Source organism: Phycisphaerae bacterium (genome assembly GCA_017999985.1).
GTDB lineage: Bacteria > Planctomycetota > Phycisphaerae > UBA1845 > Fen-1342 > JAGNKU01.
Genome location: JAGNKU010000006.1, coordinates 180,480 through 199,293 on the forward strand (window position 1 = coordinate 180,480; position 18,814 = coordinate 199,293).

Sequence of the window (18,814 nt, forward strand, 5' to 3'; positions counted from 1 at the left end):
GCTACGTGCCCGCGTGGCTGCAACACATCCTCAATTCACGGCCGCCGGTTGGGCGACGGGCACATGCGGAAACGCCTTCTGCGCTAACCTCGACCTCCTCGCTCGACAACAACCGCTTCGCAGACATCCCCGGATTCTGCGAAACCTGCTATCCGTGGTGCTCCGCAAACACGTTTCTGTAGGGCAACTTGTCGGGGCGCTCGTCCCCGCTGAAGAGGCGTACCTCCCAGATGTGCGGGGATTCCACTTGGATCGCAATCCGTCCCGACTGCCGCCGGCAAGTCAGCGTGCCACGTAGAACGCCGCGGTCCGTCTCGGTTGGCTCGTGCACATGGTCGCGGATCCGCCGGATCAATGTCACGCCGCACGGTCCCCGATACGCGTCTACTTGGTGCCATTTCGGCCCGATGGCCGCTCCCCACATACATGGGCGAACGCAGTCGCACTCCTCATGATAGAACAAGTACACGGCGCTGAAGTGTCCTGCCCACAGATCATGCACAAGCATCCGTGCGCATTCCAGCGCCTCCTGCTCAGTTCGCGCGTCCAATCGCATCCCGTTTTGAAACGGCTTATCCAGATCGAACAAGATTCCCGAGTTTGCGTCAGCGTCATGCATGCTCATTTCACCACCCACGGCCACGGGGGTCGTATCCCGTGTACCAATCCCCCGTGCGCAACCAGCCGCGTTTCCTGCCCAGCCACTCGCAGTGTCGCCTGTGGCGGCCTGCGTTCCAGCATTTATGCCGTAGGCCGCACCAACTCCTATGCCTGTCCCCGCTGCTACCACCCCCGCTACTGCAGCGACGGGCGCGGCAGCAACCGGCGTCGACGCCAAGTATTGACCAGTGGCGACCAGCGTGGTTGCTATCCCTGTGCCCGTGTTGCGAGCAGCTTCGCTGCCGTCCTTGACTAGTCCCCGGCACCCATCTTTCCACGCAACGGTGTATCCCTCTGGAATCGGCGACAAGTACCCGTTCTGGTCTTTAGGCAATAGGTCATTGCACTGCGGGATAGGAAGCTGGAATGTTCCTGCCATCACCAGGAATTGTTCGAGGGACATGTCTTCATCGCTTGGTAGCGGGTAGTAGTCGTGATCGTCGTCCTCGATCGGCGGAGGTGGTGGCGGTACAGGCGGAGGCGGTGATAGAGGTGTGCCGTTGCCGTTCATTATGTCAATCAAGTGCTGGATCATCTGATCGATCCAGGTGCTCAACCAAGGGCAAACCTTCTTCAGTTCTTCCAGGTTTTGGATGATCTGCTCGATGGTCAACTCCGGCGTCTTGTCCGGCTCCGGCGGATCTTTCGTCTCCTCCTTGTCCGGCTTGTTGTCGTCCTTCGACTCACCATCCTCGCTTGGGCACGGCTCCGCCGTCGGCCCGTCCTCGTCTGGCGGACCACCATCGTCACCGCCGTCCAGCGGCGAGGTCGTCGGCGGAATGGCACAGCCATACCCCGCCGCCAGCCCCAACGGATCGGTCAACCGTGTCGGCATGCTCCGAACATACTCGTACAGGTTCACCCCGTCCACGAACCCCAGCGGATCGCGTTGCAGCCAGCGGCCCAGCTCTGGCGAATACGCCCGGGCGAAGAACCCGTACAGCTTCACGCCAGCGTCGTAGCGCTGCCCCGTCCACGCGAACGGGTTGCCGTACTTCGACACCGCCCGCCGGACCGTGCTGTCGTCGTTCTCGATGTACGTCCGCCCATACGGATCGTACTCGTACCGCTCGACCACCGCCGGCGGAACGGACGGAACCGCTTCCGGGTCGCCCATATGCGCGAACCATGGCGCGCCGTCGCGGTACTGCGGGCGCGTCGGCTTGCGAACCGTATGCCACAGCCACGCCGCGCCGGCTGGACCGGAGCTTTATCGGCCGCGGCCCGAGACGTGGACTACATCAGAATCACCCCGGCTGGCCATCTGGCCGATGCATCCATACCCGGATCGTAAGCGGACACGTGGTGTGCCGCCCGGGACACCCGGCTGTTGGCCGTGAAGTCGCACGATGCGCAGCATCGCCGCCAAGTTCCTGATTTCCGTGGCCGTGCTGGGCACGCTCTTCGCGGCGTTCCTGCACTACCGGTCGTACACAACCGCCCGCCGGCACATGCTGGAGCTGACGGACCGGCAGGCCGCGCTGGCGCTGCAGTTCAACCTGGCGGTCCGGGAGTACGTCGCCGAGCAGATTCGACCGCTCGTCGCGGACCTGGTCGGACCGGACGACTTCATCCCCGAGGCGATGTCCACTTCGTTCGTGTCGCGCTCCGTATTCGAGAAGGTGCAGGCCCAGTTCCCGGACATCATCGTTAAGTTCTCCTCCGATCACCCGCGCAACCCGGTGAACGCCGCCAGCCCGGATGAGCTGCGTTTCATCAGGTACTTCAACGCGCACCCGGAAGTCGATACGCTCACTGCGACCCTGGCAATCGACGGCCGCCAGTACAAGGCCTACTTCAGCGCCAAACGTGTGGAGCCGAGCTGCCTGCGGTGTCACGGCGACCCGGCGGACGCGCCCGCGGCGCTGATCGCACGGTACGGCGACCAGGCGAGCTTTCACCGGGAGCTGGGCAAGGTCGTCGCGCTCGACACCGTGGCGATCCCTGTGGATCGCGTGACCGCCGCGCTCGCCAACGAGACCACGCGCCAATCGGCCATCACGTTGGGTGGGCTGGCGGTGCTGCTGGGCGGAATCGGCCTGGTCTTCCGCAGCGTGATCTCGTCACGGTTGGCACACATGGCCGCGCACTTCCGCCGCAGCGCCACGCAGGCCGAGGGAGCGCCGCTCCAGACGGTGCCCGTCCAGGGCCGCGACGAGATCGCGGGCCTGGCAGCGAGCTTCAACACATTGGCCGCGCGCCTGCAGGCCACACACGCATCCCTGGAGCAGCGCGTCGTGGAGCGGACGCAAGCCCTGGCTAACGCCAACGAGGAGCTGAAACGCCAGATCGCCGAGCGCGAGCAAACCGAGCGGCAACTGCAGAAGGCGAAGGCCGCGGCAGAGGCGGCGGTGGAAGCACGCAGCGAGTTTCTGGCCAATGTCAGTCATGAAGTGCGCACGCCGATGACCGCGATCCTCGGGTTCACCGACCTGCTGCTCGACGCGGACGACCTGTCGCCGGACCACACGGACGCGATTCGCACGATCAAGCGCAACGGTCAGTATCTGCTGAGCGTGTTGAACGACATCCTGGACCTGTCGAAGATCGAGGCGGGGCGGATGAGCGTGGAGCGCCTGCCCTGCGCGCTGGGCGACCTGGTCCGGGAGGTGGTCGCGCTGGCGCGGGTGCCGGCGGATTCGAAGGGATTGCCCCTGCACGTCGAGTACAGCGGCCCCATTCCCGCGACGATCTGCACGGACCCGACGCGCCTGCGGCAGATTCTCTTCAACGTCCTCGGCAACGCGGTCAAGTTCACCCAGCAGGGCGAGGTGCGTCTGAGCGTGCGGCTGCGGGACGACGGCCCGGAGCCGTTGATCCAGTTCGACGTGGCGGACACGGGGGTAGGCATGACCGCGGAGCAGGCCACCCGGTTGTTTCAACCGTTCACCCAGGCGGACATGTCCACGACGCGCCGCTTCGGCGGCACCGGCCTGGGCCTGACCATCAGCCGGCGGCTGGCCCGGACGCTCGGTGGCGATGTGACCGTGGTGGAGACGCAACCTGACGTCGGCACGCTTCTTCGTGTGACGATTGCCGCTGGCCCGCTGGACGGCGTGTGGATGACCGTCGCACCGCCCACGGAGGCGGCCGCCCCAACGGTTGCGGCGCACGGCGCCGCCCCGCACGACCCCGCGGCCCTGGCCGGCTGCCGGGTGCTGCTGGCTGAAGACGGCCCGGACAACCAGCGCCTGGTGTGTCGGATTCTGGAACGGGCCGGGGCACGCGTGACGGTCGTCGAAAGCGGCGAGACGGCGGTCAAAGCGGCGCTCGCAGCGGACAGCTCCGACCGCCCGTTTGACGTGATCCTGATGGACATGCAGATGCCGCTGATGGACGGCTACGAGGCGACCGGATTGCTGCGTGCGCGCGGCTACCGGGGTGCGATCGTCGCCCTCACCGCCAACGCCATGACGAGTGATCGCCGGCGCTGTCTCGACTGCGGGTGCGACGACTACCTGAGCAAGCCGCTCGACCGGGCCGCGCTCGTGGAGACGGTCCGGCGATTCGGCGCGACCTGCCGCGCGACCGAAGGCCCAGCTCGGCCGGCCGCAAATGTTCCCCCAGCATAGTTGAATGTGCGCCGCGCGGGGAAAGAATCAGCCGTGGGATGAAGAACCCGGCGTGCAGGGAGTCTCACGGCATGGAGAACACCGTCCGACAAGTTGGGCTGGCCCTGCTGGCCGCGCTGGTCGTTGCAGGCCACGGCGGGTGTCGTCCCGGCGAGGCCAGCGCCGCGGCCCAGGAGCGGCCGCGCGCCCGGACAGGCATGAAGGATGCTGAACGCGACATGAAACCAGTCTATTCAACGCTGCGATACGACATCACACCGCTGACGCGCGCGCGGGTGGCCGAGCTGGCTGCGAAGCTGGATCCCGAGGCCTACCGCGTCACGCAGAAAGCCGGAACGGAGGCGGCGTTCTGCGGCAACCTGCTGGACAACAAGCTGCACGGCACCTACGCATGCGTGGTGTGCGGGCTGCCGCTGTTTTCGAGCGAGCACAAGTTTAACTCGGGCACGGGCTGGCCAAGCTTCTTCCGCGAGTTCGACCCGGCGCATGTTACGCGGCAGCGGGATGCCAGCCGCGGGATGGTGCGGACGGAGATCAACTGCGCGCGCTGCGGCGCGCACCTGGGGCACGTGTTCGACGATGGTCCGGCGCCGACTCACGAGCGACACTGCCTCAACTCGGCGGCGCTGCGCTTCTACGAGCGTGGCGCCGAGCTGCCACCGGAGAGCCGCCCGGTCGCCACGGAGACGGCCTATTTCGCCGGCGGCTGCTTCTGGGGACTGGAGCACTACTTCGGCGCGGGCCCCGGCGTACTGGAGGCGGTCAGCGGCTACATGCAGGGTCATGTCGAACGCCCGACGTACAAGGACGTGTGCACCGACACGACCGGGCACGCCGAGACCGTGCAGGTGGTGTTTGACCCGCAGCGGATCAGCTACCGGCGGCTGCTGGAGGCGTTCTTCGTGATGCACGACCCGACGCAGCGCAATCGGCAGGGCCCCGACGTTGGCGCGCAGTATCGCTCCGGCATCTGGTATACCAGCGAGCAGCAAAAGCAGGAGGCCGAGGCCTACGTCCAGGCGCTGCAATCCCAGAAGCGCTTCGGAGGACGCCGGATCGTGACGCAGATTGAGCCGGCCGCCACGTTCTGGCCGGCGGAGGAATACCACCAGGATTACATCAGCAAGACCGGGCGCGCCTGCCACGTGAAGAATCCGTGGTGACGCGCTGCGCAAGTGTCTCGCGTTTCAGAGCTGCGTGAGCAGTGACACGAACGGGTTGATGTCGCCAAAGCTGACCGTGCCATCGTTGTTCGTATCGCCGTTCAGCACAGGGCAATGCGGGTACGCGCCTGCCCAAGCCGCCGGATTGCTCAGGAGCAGCACAAACGGATTGATGTCGTTGAAGCCGACCGTGCCATCGCAATTCACATCGCCGGCACAGGGACCGCCGGGGATCGGCGGCGCGACGGCGCCGAATTCGTACGCACCGATGTCGATGATCGGGGCCAGGCCACGACCGGTGTCGGGCGTCGCCGCGTCGTCCACGAACCGCGCCAGCCCGCCCAGATCGATCGGCAGCGGATCGGTTTCGCAGCCATCAGCGTCGGCATCCAGCGTGTCGCGCGGCGGGTCGAGGTTGTCGCCCGCGTCGATGCAGGGCGAGCCCGCCGCGAGCCGGTAGTCGTTGTCGGCCCAGGCGAGCGGATCGCCGTCCTGGCCGGCCGGGTCGGCTAGTAGCGGGTCGGCGTCGATGTTCCCGACGCCGGCGAAGCCGCCCCGCACATCGGAATAGCGCACCTCCACGTTGGTGAGATCGCCACCGATCGAGACGGGGTTCTCAGGCCAGATGATGCAGTTCGCGAAGCGCGCCGCGCTGCCGGTTTCGATGAGTAGCGCATGGTCGCCAGGATCGGCGGTGCCGCCCCAGAGCGTGCAGCCGTGCAGCGTGAGTCGGCCGGCACCATGGCACCATATCGCCGACGCATCTAGCGCCGCGTTGTGCGCAAAGACGCAGTGGATGGCGGTCAGTTCACTATCGTAGAGCGTGAGCGCGCCCCCCAGTTCGCTGGCCGTATTGGCGATGAACAGGCAGCGGTCGAGACGTGGCTGAGTCCCCGGCCAACACGCGAGCGCACCGTCAGCGGCTTCGTTGGCGACCCAGAGACACTGTTTGAAGATCGGCGAACCCGCATAGCAATAGACGGTCGCGCCGGTCGGTGGTGTCCCGGCACTGGTCCGGTTGTGCTGAAAGATGCAGCGCTCAACGAGCACATCGCCGCCGGACGTGCCCAGGGCCAGGCCGCCGGATGTTGCTTCGTGGTCATGGATGTAGCAGTCGGCGACGCGGAGGGTCGTCGCGAGCGCGGAAATGCCGGCCGCGTTGCGCGCGAACTCGCATCCCGTGACTGTCGTGTCGGACCAATTCTGAATGCGCAGACCAGCCCGCGTGTTGTCCGTGACCGTGCTGCCGGTGATGGTCGACGCACCACCGCTGATGTAAATGCCGTAGCCAGTGTTACCGGCAATCGTGCAGTTGGTGATCTGGCACGAGCCCGTGCCGGCGGCGACCGCACCGCCAAAATTACCCGCCCAATTGCCCACGATCGTGCAGCCGATGATGGTCACATTTTCGCCACCGCACTGGATACCGCCCCCCCCGCCGCCGGCGTTGTTACGAATCAGGCAATTCTCGATGCGCGGGCTGCCGCCGTCGCAGTGCACGCCGCCGCCGCCGTTGATCGCGTAGCTGTCTTCGATGATGCAGTTGGCAATCACCGGGCTGCTGTTCCAGCAGCGAATCGCGCCGCTGAGCTGCGTGCGGCCGCGGCGAATCGTGAAGCCATCGACCCGAGCCGTGCTGGGCTCGCCAGCCGTCAGCATGAAGCACGGGGCGGAACTCTCGGCGTCGATGATGCAGTTCACGGCGCCCGTAGCCGAGACGAGTTGGATCCCCTTGCCATAGAAGCGCAGGGTGTGGTTCAATTGTCCGGTGTAAGTGCCGTCGGCGACGCGCACATTGTCACCGGTCAAGGCGGCATCGATCCCCGCCTGGATCGTCAGCTTGGGCCCGCACGTGCCGCCGTCCCAGGTCTCGCAAAGACCATTCCACGCGTCATTGCCGTTGGTGCCGTCGACATAGATCGTGTCCGCAATGCAGGTCGCCACGCACACCCCAACCAGGACACAGCATCGCAAGACCGTTCTGGACCCCATGTGTGCGCCTCCTTCCCGACTGCGCTGGGCCGGCGTCGCATTGCACAGCGCTGGCGCGCCGGCCGGGTGGGGCACCGAATCGTGTGCGGTCATTACCCCGTGCCCCGATGATGGCAGCCTACTTCGGGCGGGGGTCGCGGGTCAAGACCAAAGCTGACCGTCGGTCGTGGCTCCCCTGCCCCGCGTGGCAGAATGCGTGGCTAATTGCTGGCGTCGAGCGGCCTGGCGCGCGGCAGCAGGACGTGCACGGTGGTGCCGTCGTCCGGCTGGCTTTCGAGCCAGATCCGCCCGCCGTGGGCCTCCACGATGCGATACGCCCGCGGCAGCCCGAGGCCCCGGCCGCGCCCGGCGGCCCGATGCGAGAAGAACGGGTCGAAGGCGCGCTGCAGGACGGCAGGGGTCATGCCGCAGCCGGCGTCCTGCACCAGCACCTCGAGTGTGTCGTCGGGCAGCGCCGGCTGAAAGTGCAGCACGATCGTCCCGTTGTTGGCAGCCACCGCGTCAGCAGCATTGGCGATCAGCTCGCGAAAAACCGTCTTCAGTTGCTCGCGGTCCACCAGCACGAGCGGGGCCGCGGCCACAGTCCCGCCCGCGAGATCGAGTCGCAGTTGTGACGGCGGCATGTGGCTGGTTTGGAGCCAGTCGCCGCGAACCTCGGCGAGCAGCTCGGCGATATTGACGGGCGCGAGCTTCGGCGGGCGCGGGCGGGCGAAGTCCATCAGCTCGCTCACGATGCCGCTGCACTCGTGGGCCTTGCTCGAGATCATCTGCAAGACGCGGGCGGCTTCGGGGTCGTGCAGTGTGGTCGCCAGCATCTGCGCGCGGCCCGATATTACCGAGAGCGGCGTATTCAGCTCATGGCCGGCCCCCGCCGCCATCTCCGCGATCATCGACAGCGTGCGTGAGCGCAACAGTTCGACCTGCATCTGCTGGAGCCGGCGGTTAGTCTCGGCAAGATCCTCGGACAGGCGCTGGGCGGCGGCCTGCGCGTTGGCGCGGCCGAGTGCCAGGCCCAGGCTGGCCAGGAACGAGCGCAACTCGTCGGCCTCCTCGGCCAGACGGGCACGCTCATCGCCCTCCGACAGGTACACGACGCCGCCGGCCATCTCGCCGTGATGAAAGATGGGCAGCAGCCAGGGCACGCCGCGGTCCGCCGGGCCCATCGCGGCGGCGAGCAGGGTGCGAATCTCGGGCGGGGCCTGGAAGAGCAGCGCGTCGATGCGGCCGCGCGCTTCCTCGAGCCACGCGCCCACCTCGGCGGGGACGGCCTGGGTCGTGTGTCCGCGCTCTTCGGGTCGCTCGCCGGTCCAGCAGAGATCGACCGCCGACTGGTGGTCACGCAACCCAAACGCCGCGACGCGCGGCCGCTGCAGCGCCGCCGCCGCCGCTTCGGCGAGGGCCACGACGACGGCGAGGGGATCGGCCCAGTCGGACAGGTGTTGCTCGAAATGCGTGATGGCCTTGAAGTAACGGGCGCCCGCGGCCAGGCGGCGATTGCCCGCCAGCAGGTCGGCGTTCAGCCGTCCGAGCTCCGCGTTGGCGCGCGTCATGGCCTTGACGTAGACCGCCTGGGGCGTCTCGCCGCCCAGCCCGAGCAGCGTCGCATGCTCGGCCACGTCGGTCGCGAGCGCGTCCACGACGTCTGCAACCTGATCGGTAGTGAAGCCGAGACGCTCCGCGAGGCGCGGCGACAGCTCGTAGAAGACGTGGTTACCGGAGTAGCCGATGCGCTGCTCGCGCGCCACGGTGTCCGCGAGCTGCACGATGCCGATCAGCCAGGGGCATGTGACGGAGGCCGGCAGCGCGTCGGCCGCGAGATGGTGCAGCCAGATGGACTCCTGCAGATCGCGCGGCAGACGCCACCGTTCCGCGAGACGCCGGCCCGCAACCGTGTGATCGGCGCCGAGAATCGTGCGCTCGTGGTCGGCGATGTCGCCCCGGCTGTGATTCGCCTGGGCGGCGATCCGGTCGTAAGCCTTGGGGAAAACGGTGTCGAGGGCGACCTTGCCGAGATCGTGCAGCAGGCCGGCAACGAAGGCCGCCTCCGGGTCGATGCCGAGCTCGCGCCGCGCCCGCGCCAGACGGCGGCTCGCGCAGGCCACGGCGAGCGCGTGCTTCCAGAACTCGACGCGGTCGAACGCCGCCAGCGGGCTGTCCGCCCCGCGCTTGCCGAAGCAGTCGAACACGCTGGTCGCGAGCACGATGCTGCGCACCGCGGAAAAACCGAGCAGCGGCACAGCGCGCTCCAGCGTCGTGACGGGACCACGCACGCCCAGCGCCGCCGAGCCAGCGACCGACAGGATCTTCGCCGTCAGCGACTGGTCGGCGCGCAGCAGCCGGATGACATCGCTGGCCGACGTGTCATCGAGCACCGTCACCTGCAGCAGCTTGACGGCGACCACCGGCAGCGTCGGCAGGCTGTCCAGGTGCGACAGGACGAGTTCGGGCGAAGTTTCCACGGCTTCAGCCACGATGGCTCGCTCGCTCGGGCGTCTTGCCGACCAGCTCGGTGATGCGATTGACCAGTTGCTCGATGCTGAAGGGCTTCTGGATAAAGTCGTCCGCCCCGTCCGCCAGCAGCTTGTCCACGTGCTCGCGGTCGATGACGCCCGAGACGATGATGATCTTCACGTCCTTGAGCGACTCGTCGCTGCGGATGCTCCGGCAGACGGCGTTGCCATTGATGTCGGGGAGCATGTAGTCGAGCACGATCGCGTCGGGGTGAAACTCGCGCGTCCGCAGGCCGGCGTCGAAACCGGTGGCCGCGGTCTGCACCTCGAAGCGGCCGTCGCGCTCCAGAAGTTCGACGAGCATCTCGACGATCGCGGGATCATCGTCCACGACGAGCACCCGCGTCTTCCCCATCTCAAGCTGATCGAGGGGGATATTGTGCTCTTTCATGAACTGGATCAGGGCGTCGCGTGGGATCCGGCGGAAACGCGATCCCGGTACGCGATACCCCCGCAGCCGGCCACTATCGAAGCAACGTATAACCGTCTGCTGACTGAGGTTACAGATCTCAGCCACCTCGCCGGTGGTGAACACGCTCTTGAGAGGAATCAGCCCGTCGCGGTCCGCTCTAGTCATCAAACTGCTCGCAGCTTCCCCAATTTAACTATATTGACAAATATAGCACGTCGGGGAGCTTTTGGCAAGTTTAGGAACTTTGTGGCGCCAGGTTTACTGGTTTCGGCTATCCGCCGGCGGACTGGCGTCCGCAACGATTCAGATGAACCAAAAGTATTGCCACATCGGTTGGATGAATGCCGCTGACCCGTGCGGCCTGTCCGATGCTGGCAGGGCGTACAGCAGACCAGCGATCGACCGCTTCACGCCGCAACTGGGATACCGTTCCGTAATCGATTTCGGGCGGGATCGGTCGGTCCTCGAGGTCGCGGAATTGGCCAATCAGGCGTTGCTGCCTCTGGATGTAACCCTCGTATTTGACGGCGACTATGGCGCTTGCCCACACGTCCGGCGCGCCCGCGAAGGCGGCGAGTTCCGGGACTATGTGCCTGAAGCGCTCACCATCCTCCTCCGATCGACGGAGAAGCTCGCGCAACGCGCGGCCATCGTGGCGCGTGCGATTGATGATGTCCATTAACTCGTTTATTCGCAGATACTTGCGCTGGAACTGCGCCCAACGGGCATCGCTGACGAGCCCGATTTCGCGCCCCAGCGGTGTGAGGCGCTCGTCGGCATTGTCGTAGCGCAGATGCAGCCGGTGCTCAGCGCGGGAGGTGAACATGCGATATGGCTCGGTCACGCCACGGGTCACCAAGTCATCAATCATTACACCGATGTAGCCTTGGTCGCGACCAATGGTTATGGGACGCTGTCCGGATGCCAACCGGGCAGCGTTGATGCCCGCGATGATCCCCTGCCCGGCGGCCTCCTCGTAGCCGCTGGTGCCGTTGATCTGACCGGCCAGGAAGAGTCCGTGCACGTGACGCACCATGAGCGCGGCGTCGAGCTGCTCCGGCGGCGCGAAGTCGTACTCGATGGCGTAGCCCCACTGCACGATCCGCGCATGCGCGAGGCCGTCGAGCAGCGCGACGAGCTGCGCCTGCACGTCGCGCGGCAGAGAGGTACTCACGCCATTCAGATAGATGCGATCGCTGTCACGCCCTTCCGGTTCCAGATACACTTGGTGCTGGCGCTTGTCGGGGAAGCGCAGGATCTTGGTTTCCAGGCTGGGGCAGTAACGCGGACCGGTGGAGGCAATCTGACCGGTGTAGAGCGGCGCGCGGTAGAGGTTCGCGCGAATCAGCGCGTGGACCGCATCGTTGGTCGCTGTCAGCCAGCACGGCACCTGCGGCTGCGTGATCTGTCGCGTGAGGAACGAGAACGGCACCGGCCGCTCGTCGCCGCGTTGTTCCGGCAGGCCGGAGAAGTCGATACTGTCGCGCGCCACGCGCGGTGGCGTGCCCGTCTTCAGCCGACGGAGCTCGATCCCCAAGGCCTGAAGCGCGGCACTCAACCGCTGCGCTGGGGGTTCGCCCACGCGTCCGCCGGGCGTCTGCTCTTCGCCGGTGTGCATGAGGCCGCGCAGAAACGTGCCGGCGGCGACCACGACGGCGCCGCTGCGTAGCGTACGACCATCGTCGAGCACAACGCCGGATATGTGTCGTCGGCCGCCCGGGTCGGGGGGATCCGCGAGCAGCGCATCCACACCGGCTTCGATGATCGTGAGGTTCGGGCAGCTTTCCAGGTAGCGCGAGAGCGTGGCGCCGTAGAGCCGGCTGTCGGCCTGCGCGCGGGGCGCCCACACGGCCGGCCCCTTGCGGCGATTGAGCATACGGAACTGGATGCCGGTCTCGTCGGTAACGAGGCCCATCAGGCCGCCAAGCGCGTCGATTTCCCGCACGATCTGGCCTTTGCCGATCCCGCCGATCGCGGGATTGCAGGACATGCGGCCGATGGCGGTGCGCCGGTGCGTGACAAGCGCGGTGCGGGCGCCGAGGCGCGCCCCAGCCCAGGCGGCCTCGGCACCGGCATGGCCACCGCCGATGACGACGACATCATAGTCCCGCGTGCTCATCGCGTGAGATTGTACCGCCCGGCCGCCTCCGCGGGCCGGACGTGGGGGCGGCGTCACTCTGTCCGCGCGGGTCGCGACAAACTCTGAGGGCCGTGTTACGATCGGGCCCTCTTTGGCGTACGCGGGGCGTTGGTGACAGGTTCGCGAGGGCGGCAGGCGACATGGCAAGCAACCACGCACAGCAGCACGAGCCCGGCGCAGACGGTCATATGCCCTTGCCCGGGATCAAGACCCACACCTTCACCGACGCGATCGTCCACATCTTTCTCGACTCGAACCTCTCGATCATCCTGATTCTGCTTGCAGCCGTGCTCGGGGCTGCGGCGCTGTTCGTCACGCCGCGCGAGGAAGACCCGCAGATCATCGTCCCCCTGGCGGACGTGTACGTGAATTTCCCCGGGCACTCGGCGGCCGAGGTCGAGCAACTCGTGTCCACACCGCTGGAGAAGCTGCTCTACCAGATCGACGGCGTCGAGTACGTGTACTCGATGTCGCGCGAGGGACAGGCGATCATCACGGTGCGGTACTACGTCGGCGAGGACCGCGAACGCAGCCTGGTAAAGCTCTACAAGCGCATCGACGAGCACCTCGACCTCGCTCCGCCGGGCGTCACCGGGTGGGTCGTGAAGCCGGTCGAGATCGATGATGTGCCGATTGTGACGCTCACGCTGCGAGGAAGGGATCGAGGGAGCGAGAGATCAAGGGATCAAGGGGCCGGAGCGCCAGACGAGTACCTCTTGCGGCGTGTCGGGGAGGAACTTGTCGAACGATTGGCGGCGGTGAAGAACGTCTCGCGGGCGTATGTCATCGGCGGGCAGCCGCGGACGGCGTACGTGTACCTCGTACCCGAGCGCATGCAGGCATACAGCGTGTCACCGCTCGAGATCCAGCGGGCGATCACGGCGACGAACGTGATGCAGGTGGCGGGCGACTTCGCGCGGAACGATGCGCTGTTCCGCGTGGAAGCCGGTCGGGCACTGCACAGCCCAGACGAGCTGCGCGACCTGGTGGTTGGGGTGTTCGGCGACCGGCCGGTGTTTCTGAAGGATGTCGCCGACGTGGTGGATGGGCCAGCGGAGGCGACCAGCTACGTGCGGCACGGCTGGGGAATGGCGCGCGGGTTCATGCACGAGGCGGGATTCCCGGGGTCAATCGTAGGAAGGCACGAAGGCACGGAGGCACGGAGGCACGAAGGGAAAGAGCCGACGTCTTTGCCGGCCGTGACCATTGCCCTCGCCAAGAAGAAGGGGACGAATGCGGTTTGGGTGGCCGAAGACCTGCTGGCGGCGATGGAGAAGCTTACCGCCGAAGTTGTGCCGGACGACATCGACGTCGTGATCACGCGGAACTACGGGCTCACCGCCGATGCGAAGGTCGATGAACTCGTCGAGGCGCTCGCGGTCGCCATCTTCATCGTCATCGCGCTGTTGACGCTCGGGCTGGGGTGGCGCGAGGCGCTGATCGTAGCCGTCGCCGTACCGGTCGTGTTCGGGCTGACGCTGACCGTGAACCTGGTCTTCGGCTACACGATTAACCGCGTGACGCTGTTCGCGCTGATCCTGTCGCTGGGGTTGCTGGTCGATGACCCGATCGTCGACGTCGAGAATATCGCCCGGCATTTCGCGCTGCGCGAGCGCGCGACGCGCCGCATCGTGCTCGAAGCGGTCGCCGAAATTCGCCCGCCGCTGATCACCGCGACGCTGGCCGTGATCGTCTCGTTCCTGCCGATGTTCTTCATCACCGGCATGATGGGGCCGTACATGCGGCCGATGGCTTTGAATGTGCCGGTCACCATGGTCATGTCGATGGTGGTCGCGTTCACGATCACGCCGTGGCTGACTTATCACGTGCTGAAGCGGCACTACGCGAAGAGCCACGGAGCCACGGAGCCACGGAGCCACGCAGCAGCGGAGGCAGCGGATGAGGTCCATGATCTCGAAGTGTTGAAGCACAGCTTTTTGTACCGGCTGTTCTATCCGCTGATGGCGCCTTTGCTGCATTCGCGCGTGGCGGCGTGGGCGTTTCTGGGCGTGATGGCGCTCTTGATGGTTGGGGCCGCGGGACTGGCGGCGGTGCGGGCCGTGCCACTGAAAATGCTGCCGTTCGACAACAAGAATGAGCTGTTGCTCGTGCTCGACCTGGACGAAGGCACGACGCTCGAACGCACCGATGCGGCGGTGCGCGATTTCGAGCGCTACCTGAGCGGCGTGCCGGAAGTCACCGACTTCACATCGTACGTCGGCGTGGCTTCGCCGATGGATTTCAACGGGCTCGTGCGGCACTACTACTTGCGGCGCGGCGACAACGTGGCCGAGGTGCGCATTGACCTGGTCGGCAAGAAGCACCGCAAATATCAAAGCCATGCGCTCGGGCTGCGTATGCGCGACGACCTGACGGCCATTGCCGACCGGCATGGCGTGCGGCTCAAGATCGTCGAGGTGCCGCCGGGGCCGCCGGTGATTTCCACGATCACCGCCGAGGTCCGCGGACGGCCGGACCATTCGTATGATGATCTGATCGCGGCCGCGAAGACTGTGCGGGCACGGCTCGAACGCGAGCCCGGTGTGGTTGACGTTGACGATATGGTCGAAGCCGATAGCCCGAAGCTCGTGTTCGTGACGGATCGTGAGAAGGCGGCGCTCAACGGCGTATCGGTCGCCGAGATCGCCAGCACGTTGCAGATCGCACTCGGCGGCGCGACCGCCGGCACAGTGCAACTGGCCGGCGAGCGCAATCCGCTGCGGATCGAGATACGGTTGCCGCGTGTGGAACGTTCCAGTGCGGCGGACCTGGCCGCGATCCATGTCAAAGGGCTGAGCGGAGCGCTGGTGCCGCTGGCGGAGCTGGGGCGCTGGGAGACGCAGAAGACCGACAAGACGATCTACCACAAGAACCTGGAGCGAATTGTCTACGTCTTCGGCGAGACGGCGGGCCGCACGCCGGCGGAATGCGTGGTGGATATTCAGGCAGACCAGCGCATCGACTACACCCCCCTGCCTCCCAGGGTGGGGTCAGGGGGCGGGTCAGGCGCCCAAGCGCGCGCCGTGGCCGGCCGGACGTTTCTCACGAATGGTGGCGGCATTCCTTGGTCTGTCCCCGACGGCATCCGCGTGAACTTCGCCGGCGAGGGCGAATGGCAGATCACGCTCGATGTCTTCCGCGACCTGGGCCTAGCGTTCGCGGCGGCGCTTGTCGGCATCTACATCCTGCTGGTCGCGCAGATGGGCTCGTTCGTCATTCCGGTCGTCGTGATGATGGCGATTCCGCTGACCGTGATCGGCATCATGCCAGGCTTCTGGTTCCTGAACCTGTTTGCGCCCCACGTCGGCGCGTACGCCGATCCGGTGCTGTTCACGGCGACAGGCATGATCGGCATGATCGCGCTGTCGGGGATCGTGACGCGCGACAGCATCATCCTGGTTGATTTCATCCACCTGTCGCTGAAGCGCGGTCGGTCGCTGTTCGATGCGATCATGGAGAGCCGTGTCGTGCGCCTGCGGCCGATCCTGCTGACGACGGGGGCGGCGATGCTGGGAGCGGCGCCGATCACGATCGACCCGATCTTCTCGGGGCTGGCGTGGGCACTGATCTTCGGGCTGTTCGCGTCGACCGTTTTCACGCTGTTCGTCATTCCGGTCGTGTACTGGCTGCTGTACGAAAAGAAGCCGGGACACGGGCTGCCGCTCTTGTCCGAGAATGAGTAACTCACGAATCGGCGTGCCACCGCTGACGATCTGGCAGCGCCGCAGCGGTGCGCGTCGGCAAGCGCATGGCGCACAACTGCTTACATAGAATGCACTTGCGATCCAACTGTGCTCTTGGCACGGCGCATGCTCTTCCTCTTGGCGTTGACGCCGCCGACTGGGTGGCGTGTGAAGCGAAGAGGACGCAACTGGAGGTTTGATCATGTTCGTGCTGCAACGCTTCGCCCGGCCGTTCATCCCTGAGCTGCACCGCGAGCTGGAGCGCGTTTTCAACGGCGCCCTGCACGCCGACGACTGCCGGTGCCAGACCACGACGTCCACCGCGCCGGCGGTGAACCTATGGGAAGAGGACGAGCACTTCGTCGCTGAGGTCGAGGTACCGGGGTTGTCCATGGAGAACCTGGAGCTCGTCGTGCGCGGTGAGGAGCTGAGCATCAAGGGCCAGCATCCGGACCGCCGCGACGAGAAAGTCGGGTATCATATAAAGGAGCGGAGCGGCGGCACGTTTGTACGTCTGCTGGCCCTGCCGGCGAAAATCGACACCGAGCGCGTCGACGCGACGCTCAAGGATGGTGTGTTGAAGGTCGTCCTGCCGAAGGCCGCCTCGGCCAAGGCCCGCAAGATTGCGGTGCAGGCGGCGTGACGACCGCGACTGGAGTTGCCGGGTGCGGACCCGGCGGCTGGGGTCGGCGCGGCAGGACCATGAGAGACAGGCCATGCCGACGTACGAGTACCAGGCTGAAAGACCCGAGGCCGGCTGCGAGCACTGCCGGCAGCGTTTCGAGGTGCAGCAGTCGATGCGCGACGAGCCGTTGAAACGCTGCCCGCAGTGCAACGGGCCGATCGTGCGGCTGATCTCAGCCTGCGGCATCAGCACGCAGATGTCGGAGCGTGCGATGCTGAGCGACAAGAACCTGAAGGCGAAGGGCTTCACCAAGCTGGTCAACGAGGGCGGCGGAAAATTCCGCAAGGTGACGTGAGCGGGAGTCAGGGACGGACTGGCGTGTGGGCGATGGGGCGCGTGGCCAGCAGATAGAAGAAGAACGCCGCCCCGAGGATATTCGTCACCACACCGACGGGGAGTTCTGTAACCGGCAACAGGCGGGCGATGCCGTCGCAGACGGACAGAAACGCCGCCCCAATCAGCAGCGACCCCAGCAGTAGCGGCAAGGTGCGGACACCGAACAGCGCGCGGCCGATGTGCGGGACCATCAGCCCGACAAATCCGATCGGGCCGCAATTCGCCACGATCACCGCTGTAAGCAGGCCAACGGCCGCATAGCAGCTCCAGATCGTCCAGCCGACGCGTACGCCGCGGGCAGCCGCCCAATCGTCGCCGAACGTGAGCAGATCGAGCGCCCGGTGCCCGCCCGCCGCCAGCAGAAGCACCGGCAGCAGCACGACCGCGATTTCCAGCGCGGCGCGCGGCCGCAACGTGCTCAGCGATCCCATCATCCACGTCACGATGTCGTTGGTAATTGCCCGGTCCGCGAGGAAGAAGACCAGCAGAATCCCGGCCGAGCACATATAGGCAACGCACACGCCCGCGAGCAGCAGCCGGGCCATGTCGCGCCCGCGCCGCAGGCGACTCAGCGCATACACGACCCCCATCGCGGCCAGCGCGCCGGCGAAGGCGAGCAGCGTCAGCGGCGGAGCCTGCGCGGCCGCCCCGCCCCGCCAGCCGGCCAGGAACCCGATGGCCGCCCCGAGCGACGCGCCGCTGGCGATGCCCAACGTGTACGGCTCGGCGAGCGGATTCCGGAAGAGCGTCTGGAACACGACCCCCCCCACCGCCAAACCTGCCCCGGCACACGCCGCCAGCAACGCGCGCGGCACACGCAAGTGCCAGAAAATGTAGGACGGCTCATCGGCGGCGAAGATCTCAGACCAGGGAATCCAGCTTGGTCCCAGCAGCGTCGTGGCAGCGACGACCACCACAACGACCGGCAGGAGGACCAGGAAGCGGAACGCGGTCGGGCGCGCAGGCATCCGTCACGGTTCCCACGGAGTCTTTTTCTCGAGGTCGACGTCGTAGAAGGGCATGGCCACCATCCAGGCCGCATCCCTGCCCAGCTTGGTCGCCTCGGCGTCCTCGGCGACGACGTCCCCGGTCTCGGTCACTGGGCGGGCCCGCTCGGTCAGGCGGCCCTCCGGCTCGCTGCTGCCCGGCCAGAGGCGCGCGGTTTCGGACGGGGCGGCGGGATCGATGACCTTCAGCCGCATGCGCACGGCCGCGTGCAGGACCGGCGCGGTCGGCTCATCGCGCATCTGCAGCCGATCGATGCGGATGTAGAGCACCTGCTGGGCATTCAGGCGGCGGCCGACCTTCTGCAGGCTCCACTTGGCGAAGTCGCGGTTCTGGTGGCGCAGCTTCATGACCTCGTCCTGCGGAATGAGCTGCGCTTTCACTTTGTGGTCGCGGAAGATCTCGGCCAGCTTTTCGCAGAGCGCCTGCGTGAAGACGGGGTTGTCCTCTTCGGGGCGCGCGGGCTCCACCAGCACGGCCAGGCGACCCTCGGTGAGCTTGAACTCCGCCTGCTGAATCCGTGGCGGGCTGAGGAAGTAGGCGGCGGCGGAGACGATGTTGCAGCCCGGCACGCCGAGCAGGCCAAGTGCGCCGGACACGCAGAGCAACAGCGCCCGCGCAACCGCGACGGATCTAGTCGATGCAGTCGCAGGCAT

12 protein-coding genes are annotated in these 18,814 nt (G+C 66.5%); 5 read left to right on the plus strand and 7 right to left on the minus strand.

Annotation, left to right across the window (positions count from 1 at the left end):
• Nucleotides 1-148: 148 nt before the first annotated feature.
• Complete coding sequence (locus KA383_09915) at nt 149-1,777, minus strand: RHS repeat-associated core domain-containing protein (GenBank protein MBP7746439.1); 1,629 nt, start codon at nt 1,775-1,777, stop codon at nt 149-151.
• Nucleotides 1,778-2,009: 232 nt separating this feature from the next.
• Between KA383_09915 and KA383_09920 the strand changes: the two genes are divergently transcribed.
• Together KA383_09920 and KA383_09925 are read left to right on the plus strand one after the other, a co-directional pair.
• Complete coding sequence (locus tag KA383_09920) at nt 2,010-4,232, plus strand: DUF3365 domain-containing protein (protein MBP7746440.1); 2,223 nt, start codon at nt 2,010-2,012, stop codon at nt 4,230-4,232.
• Nucleotides 4,233-4,450: 218 nt separating this feature from the next.
• Nucleotides 4,451-5,395, plus strand: a complete 945-nt coding sequence (locus KA383_09925; protein MBP7746441.1) for a bifunctional methionine sulfoxide reductase B/A protein — start codon at nt 4,451-4,453, stop codon at nt 5,393-5,395.
• A gap of 24 nt (nt 5,396-5,419) precedes the next feature.
• Here the strand turns inward: KA383_09925 and KA383_09930 are convergent, their stop codons facing one another.
• From KA383_09930 to mnmG, 4 genes are all read right to left on the minus strand, one after another.
• Entirely contained in the window at nt 5,420-7,387 is a 1,968-nt protein-coding gene (locus tag KA383_09930; protein ID MBP7746442.1) for a right-handed parallel beta-helix repeat-containing protein, read from the minus strand.
• Nucleotides 7,388-7,587: 200 nt separating this feature from the next.
• On the minus strand, nt 7,588-9,858 hold the full coding sequence (locus KA383_09935; GenBank protein MBP7746443.1) for an HDOD domain-containing protein: 2,271 nt from the start codon (nt 9,856-9,858) through the stop codon (nt 7,588-7,590).
• Entirely contained in the window at nt 9,851-10,474 is a 624-nt protein-coding gene (locus tag KA383_09940; GenBank protein ID MBP7746444.1) for a response regulator, read from the minus strand. The genes KA383_09935 and KA383_09940 overlap by 8 nt, the downstream gene beginning before the upstream one ends.
• A gap of 106 nt (nt 10,475-10,580) precedes the next feature.
• The gene (gene mnmG, locus KA383_09945) at nt 10,581-12,428 is read right to left on the minus strand and encodes a tRNA uridine-5-carboxymethylaminomethyl(34) synthesis enzyme MnmG (GenBank protein ID MBP7746445.1); all 1,848 of its coding nucleotides are present in this window, start codon (nt 12,426-12,428) and stop codon (nt 10,581-10,583) included.
• 209 nt (nt 12,429-12,637) lie between these two features.
• Between mnmG and KA383_09950 the strand changes: the two genes are divergently transcribed.
• From KA383_09950 to KA383_09960, 3 genes are all read left to right on the plus strand, one after another.
• Nucleotides 12,638-16,132 (plus strand): efflux RND transporter permease subunit, encoded by a 3,495-nt coding sequence (locus KA383_09950; GenBank protein MBP7746446.1) that lies wholly within the window; start codon nt 12,638-12,640, stop codon nt 16,130-16,132.
• Between the two features lie 202 nt (nt 16,133-16,334).
• Nucleotides 16,335-16,775 (plus strand): Hsp20/alpha crystallin family protein, encoded by a 441-nt coding sequence (locus tag KA383_09955; GenBank protein ID MBP7746447.1) that lies wholly within the window; start codon nt 16,335-16,337, stop codon nt 16,773-16,775.
• A 73-nt stretch (nt 16,776-16,848) separates the two neighbouring features.
• Nucleotides 16,849-17,112 (plus strand): zinc ribbon domain-containing protein, encoded by a 264-nt coding sequence (locus KA383_09960; GenBank protein MBP7746448.1) that lies wholly within the window; start codon nt 16,849-16,851, stop codon nt 17,110-17,112.
• Between the two features lie 7 nt (nt 17,113-17,119).
• Here KA383_09960 and KA383_09965 read toward each other — a convergent pair whose 3' ends face one another.
• Nucleotides 17,120-18,121 (minus strand): iron ABC transporter permease, encoded by a 1,002-nt coding sequence (locus tag KA383_09965; GenBank protein ID MBP7746449.1) that lies wholly within the window; start codon nt 18,119-18,121, stop codon nt 17,120-17,122.
• 3 nt (nt 18,122-18,124) lie between these two features.
• On the minus strand, nt 18,125-18,814 hold the full coding sequence (locus KA383_09970; GenBank protein ID MBP7746450.1) for a hypothetical protein: 690 nt from the start codon (nt 18,812-18,814) through the stop codon (nt 18,125-18,127).

Coding starts and splice junctions, on each gene's coding strand:
- KA383_09955 (MBP7746447.1), top strand. CDS start 16,335: ATGTTCGTGCTGCAACGCTTCGCCCGGCCGTTCATCCCTGAGCTGCAC.
- KA383_09920 (MBP7746440.1), top strand. CDS start 2,010: ATGCGCAGCATCGCCGCCAAGTTCCTGATTTCCGTGGCCGTGCTGGGC.
- KA383_09915 (MBP7746439.1), bottom strand. CDS start 1,777: ATGGGCGACCCGGAAGCGGTTCCGTCCGTTCCGCCGGCGGTGGTCGAG.
- KA383_09965 (MBP7746449.1), bottom strand. CDS start 18,121: ATGCCTGCGCGCCCGACCGCGTTCCGCTTCCTGGTCCTCCTGCCGGTC.
- KA383_09950 (MBP7746446.1), top strand. CDS start 12,638: ATGCCCTTGCCCGGGATCAAGACCCACACCTTCACCGACGCGATCGTC.
- KA383_09930 (MBP7746442.1), bottom strand. CDS start 7,387: ATGGGGTCCAGAACGGTCTTGCGATGCTGTGTCCTGGTTGGGGTGTGC.
- KA383_09925 (MBP7746441.1), top strand. CDS start 4,451: ATGAAACCAGTCTATTCAACGCTGCGATACGACATCACACCGCTGACG.
- KA383_09970 (MBP7746450.1), bottom strand. CDS start 18,814: ATGCCTGCGACTGCATCGACTAGATCCGTCGCGGTTGCGCGGGCGCTG.
- KA383_09940 (MBP7746444.1), bottom strand. CDS start 10,474: ATGACTAGAGCGGACCGCGACGGGCTGATTCCTCTCAAGAGCGTGTTC.
- mnmG (MBP7746445.1), bottom strand. CDS start 12,428: ATGAGCACGCGGGACTATGATGTCGTCGTCATCGGCGGTGGCCATGCC.
- KA383_09960 (MBP7746448.1), top strand. CDS start 16,849: ATGCCGACGTACGAGTACCAGGCTGAAAGACCCGAGGCCGGCTGCGAG.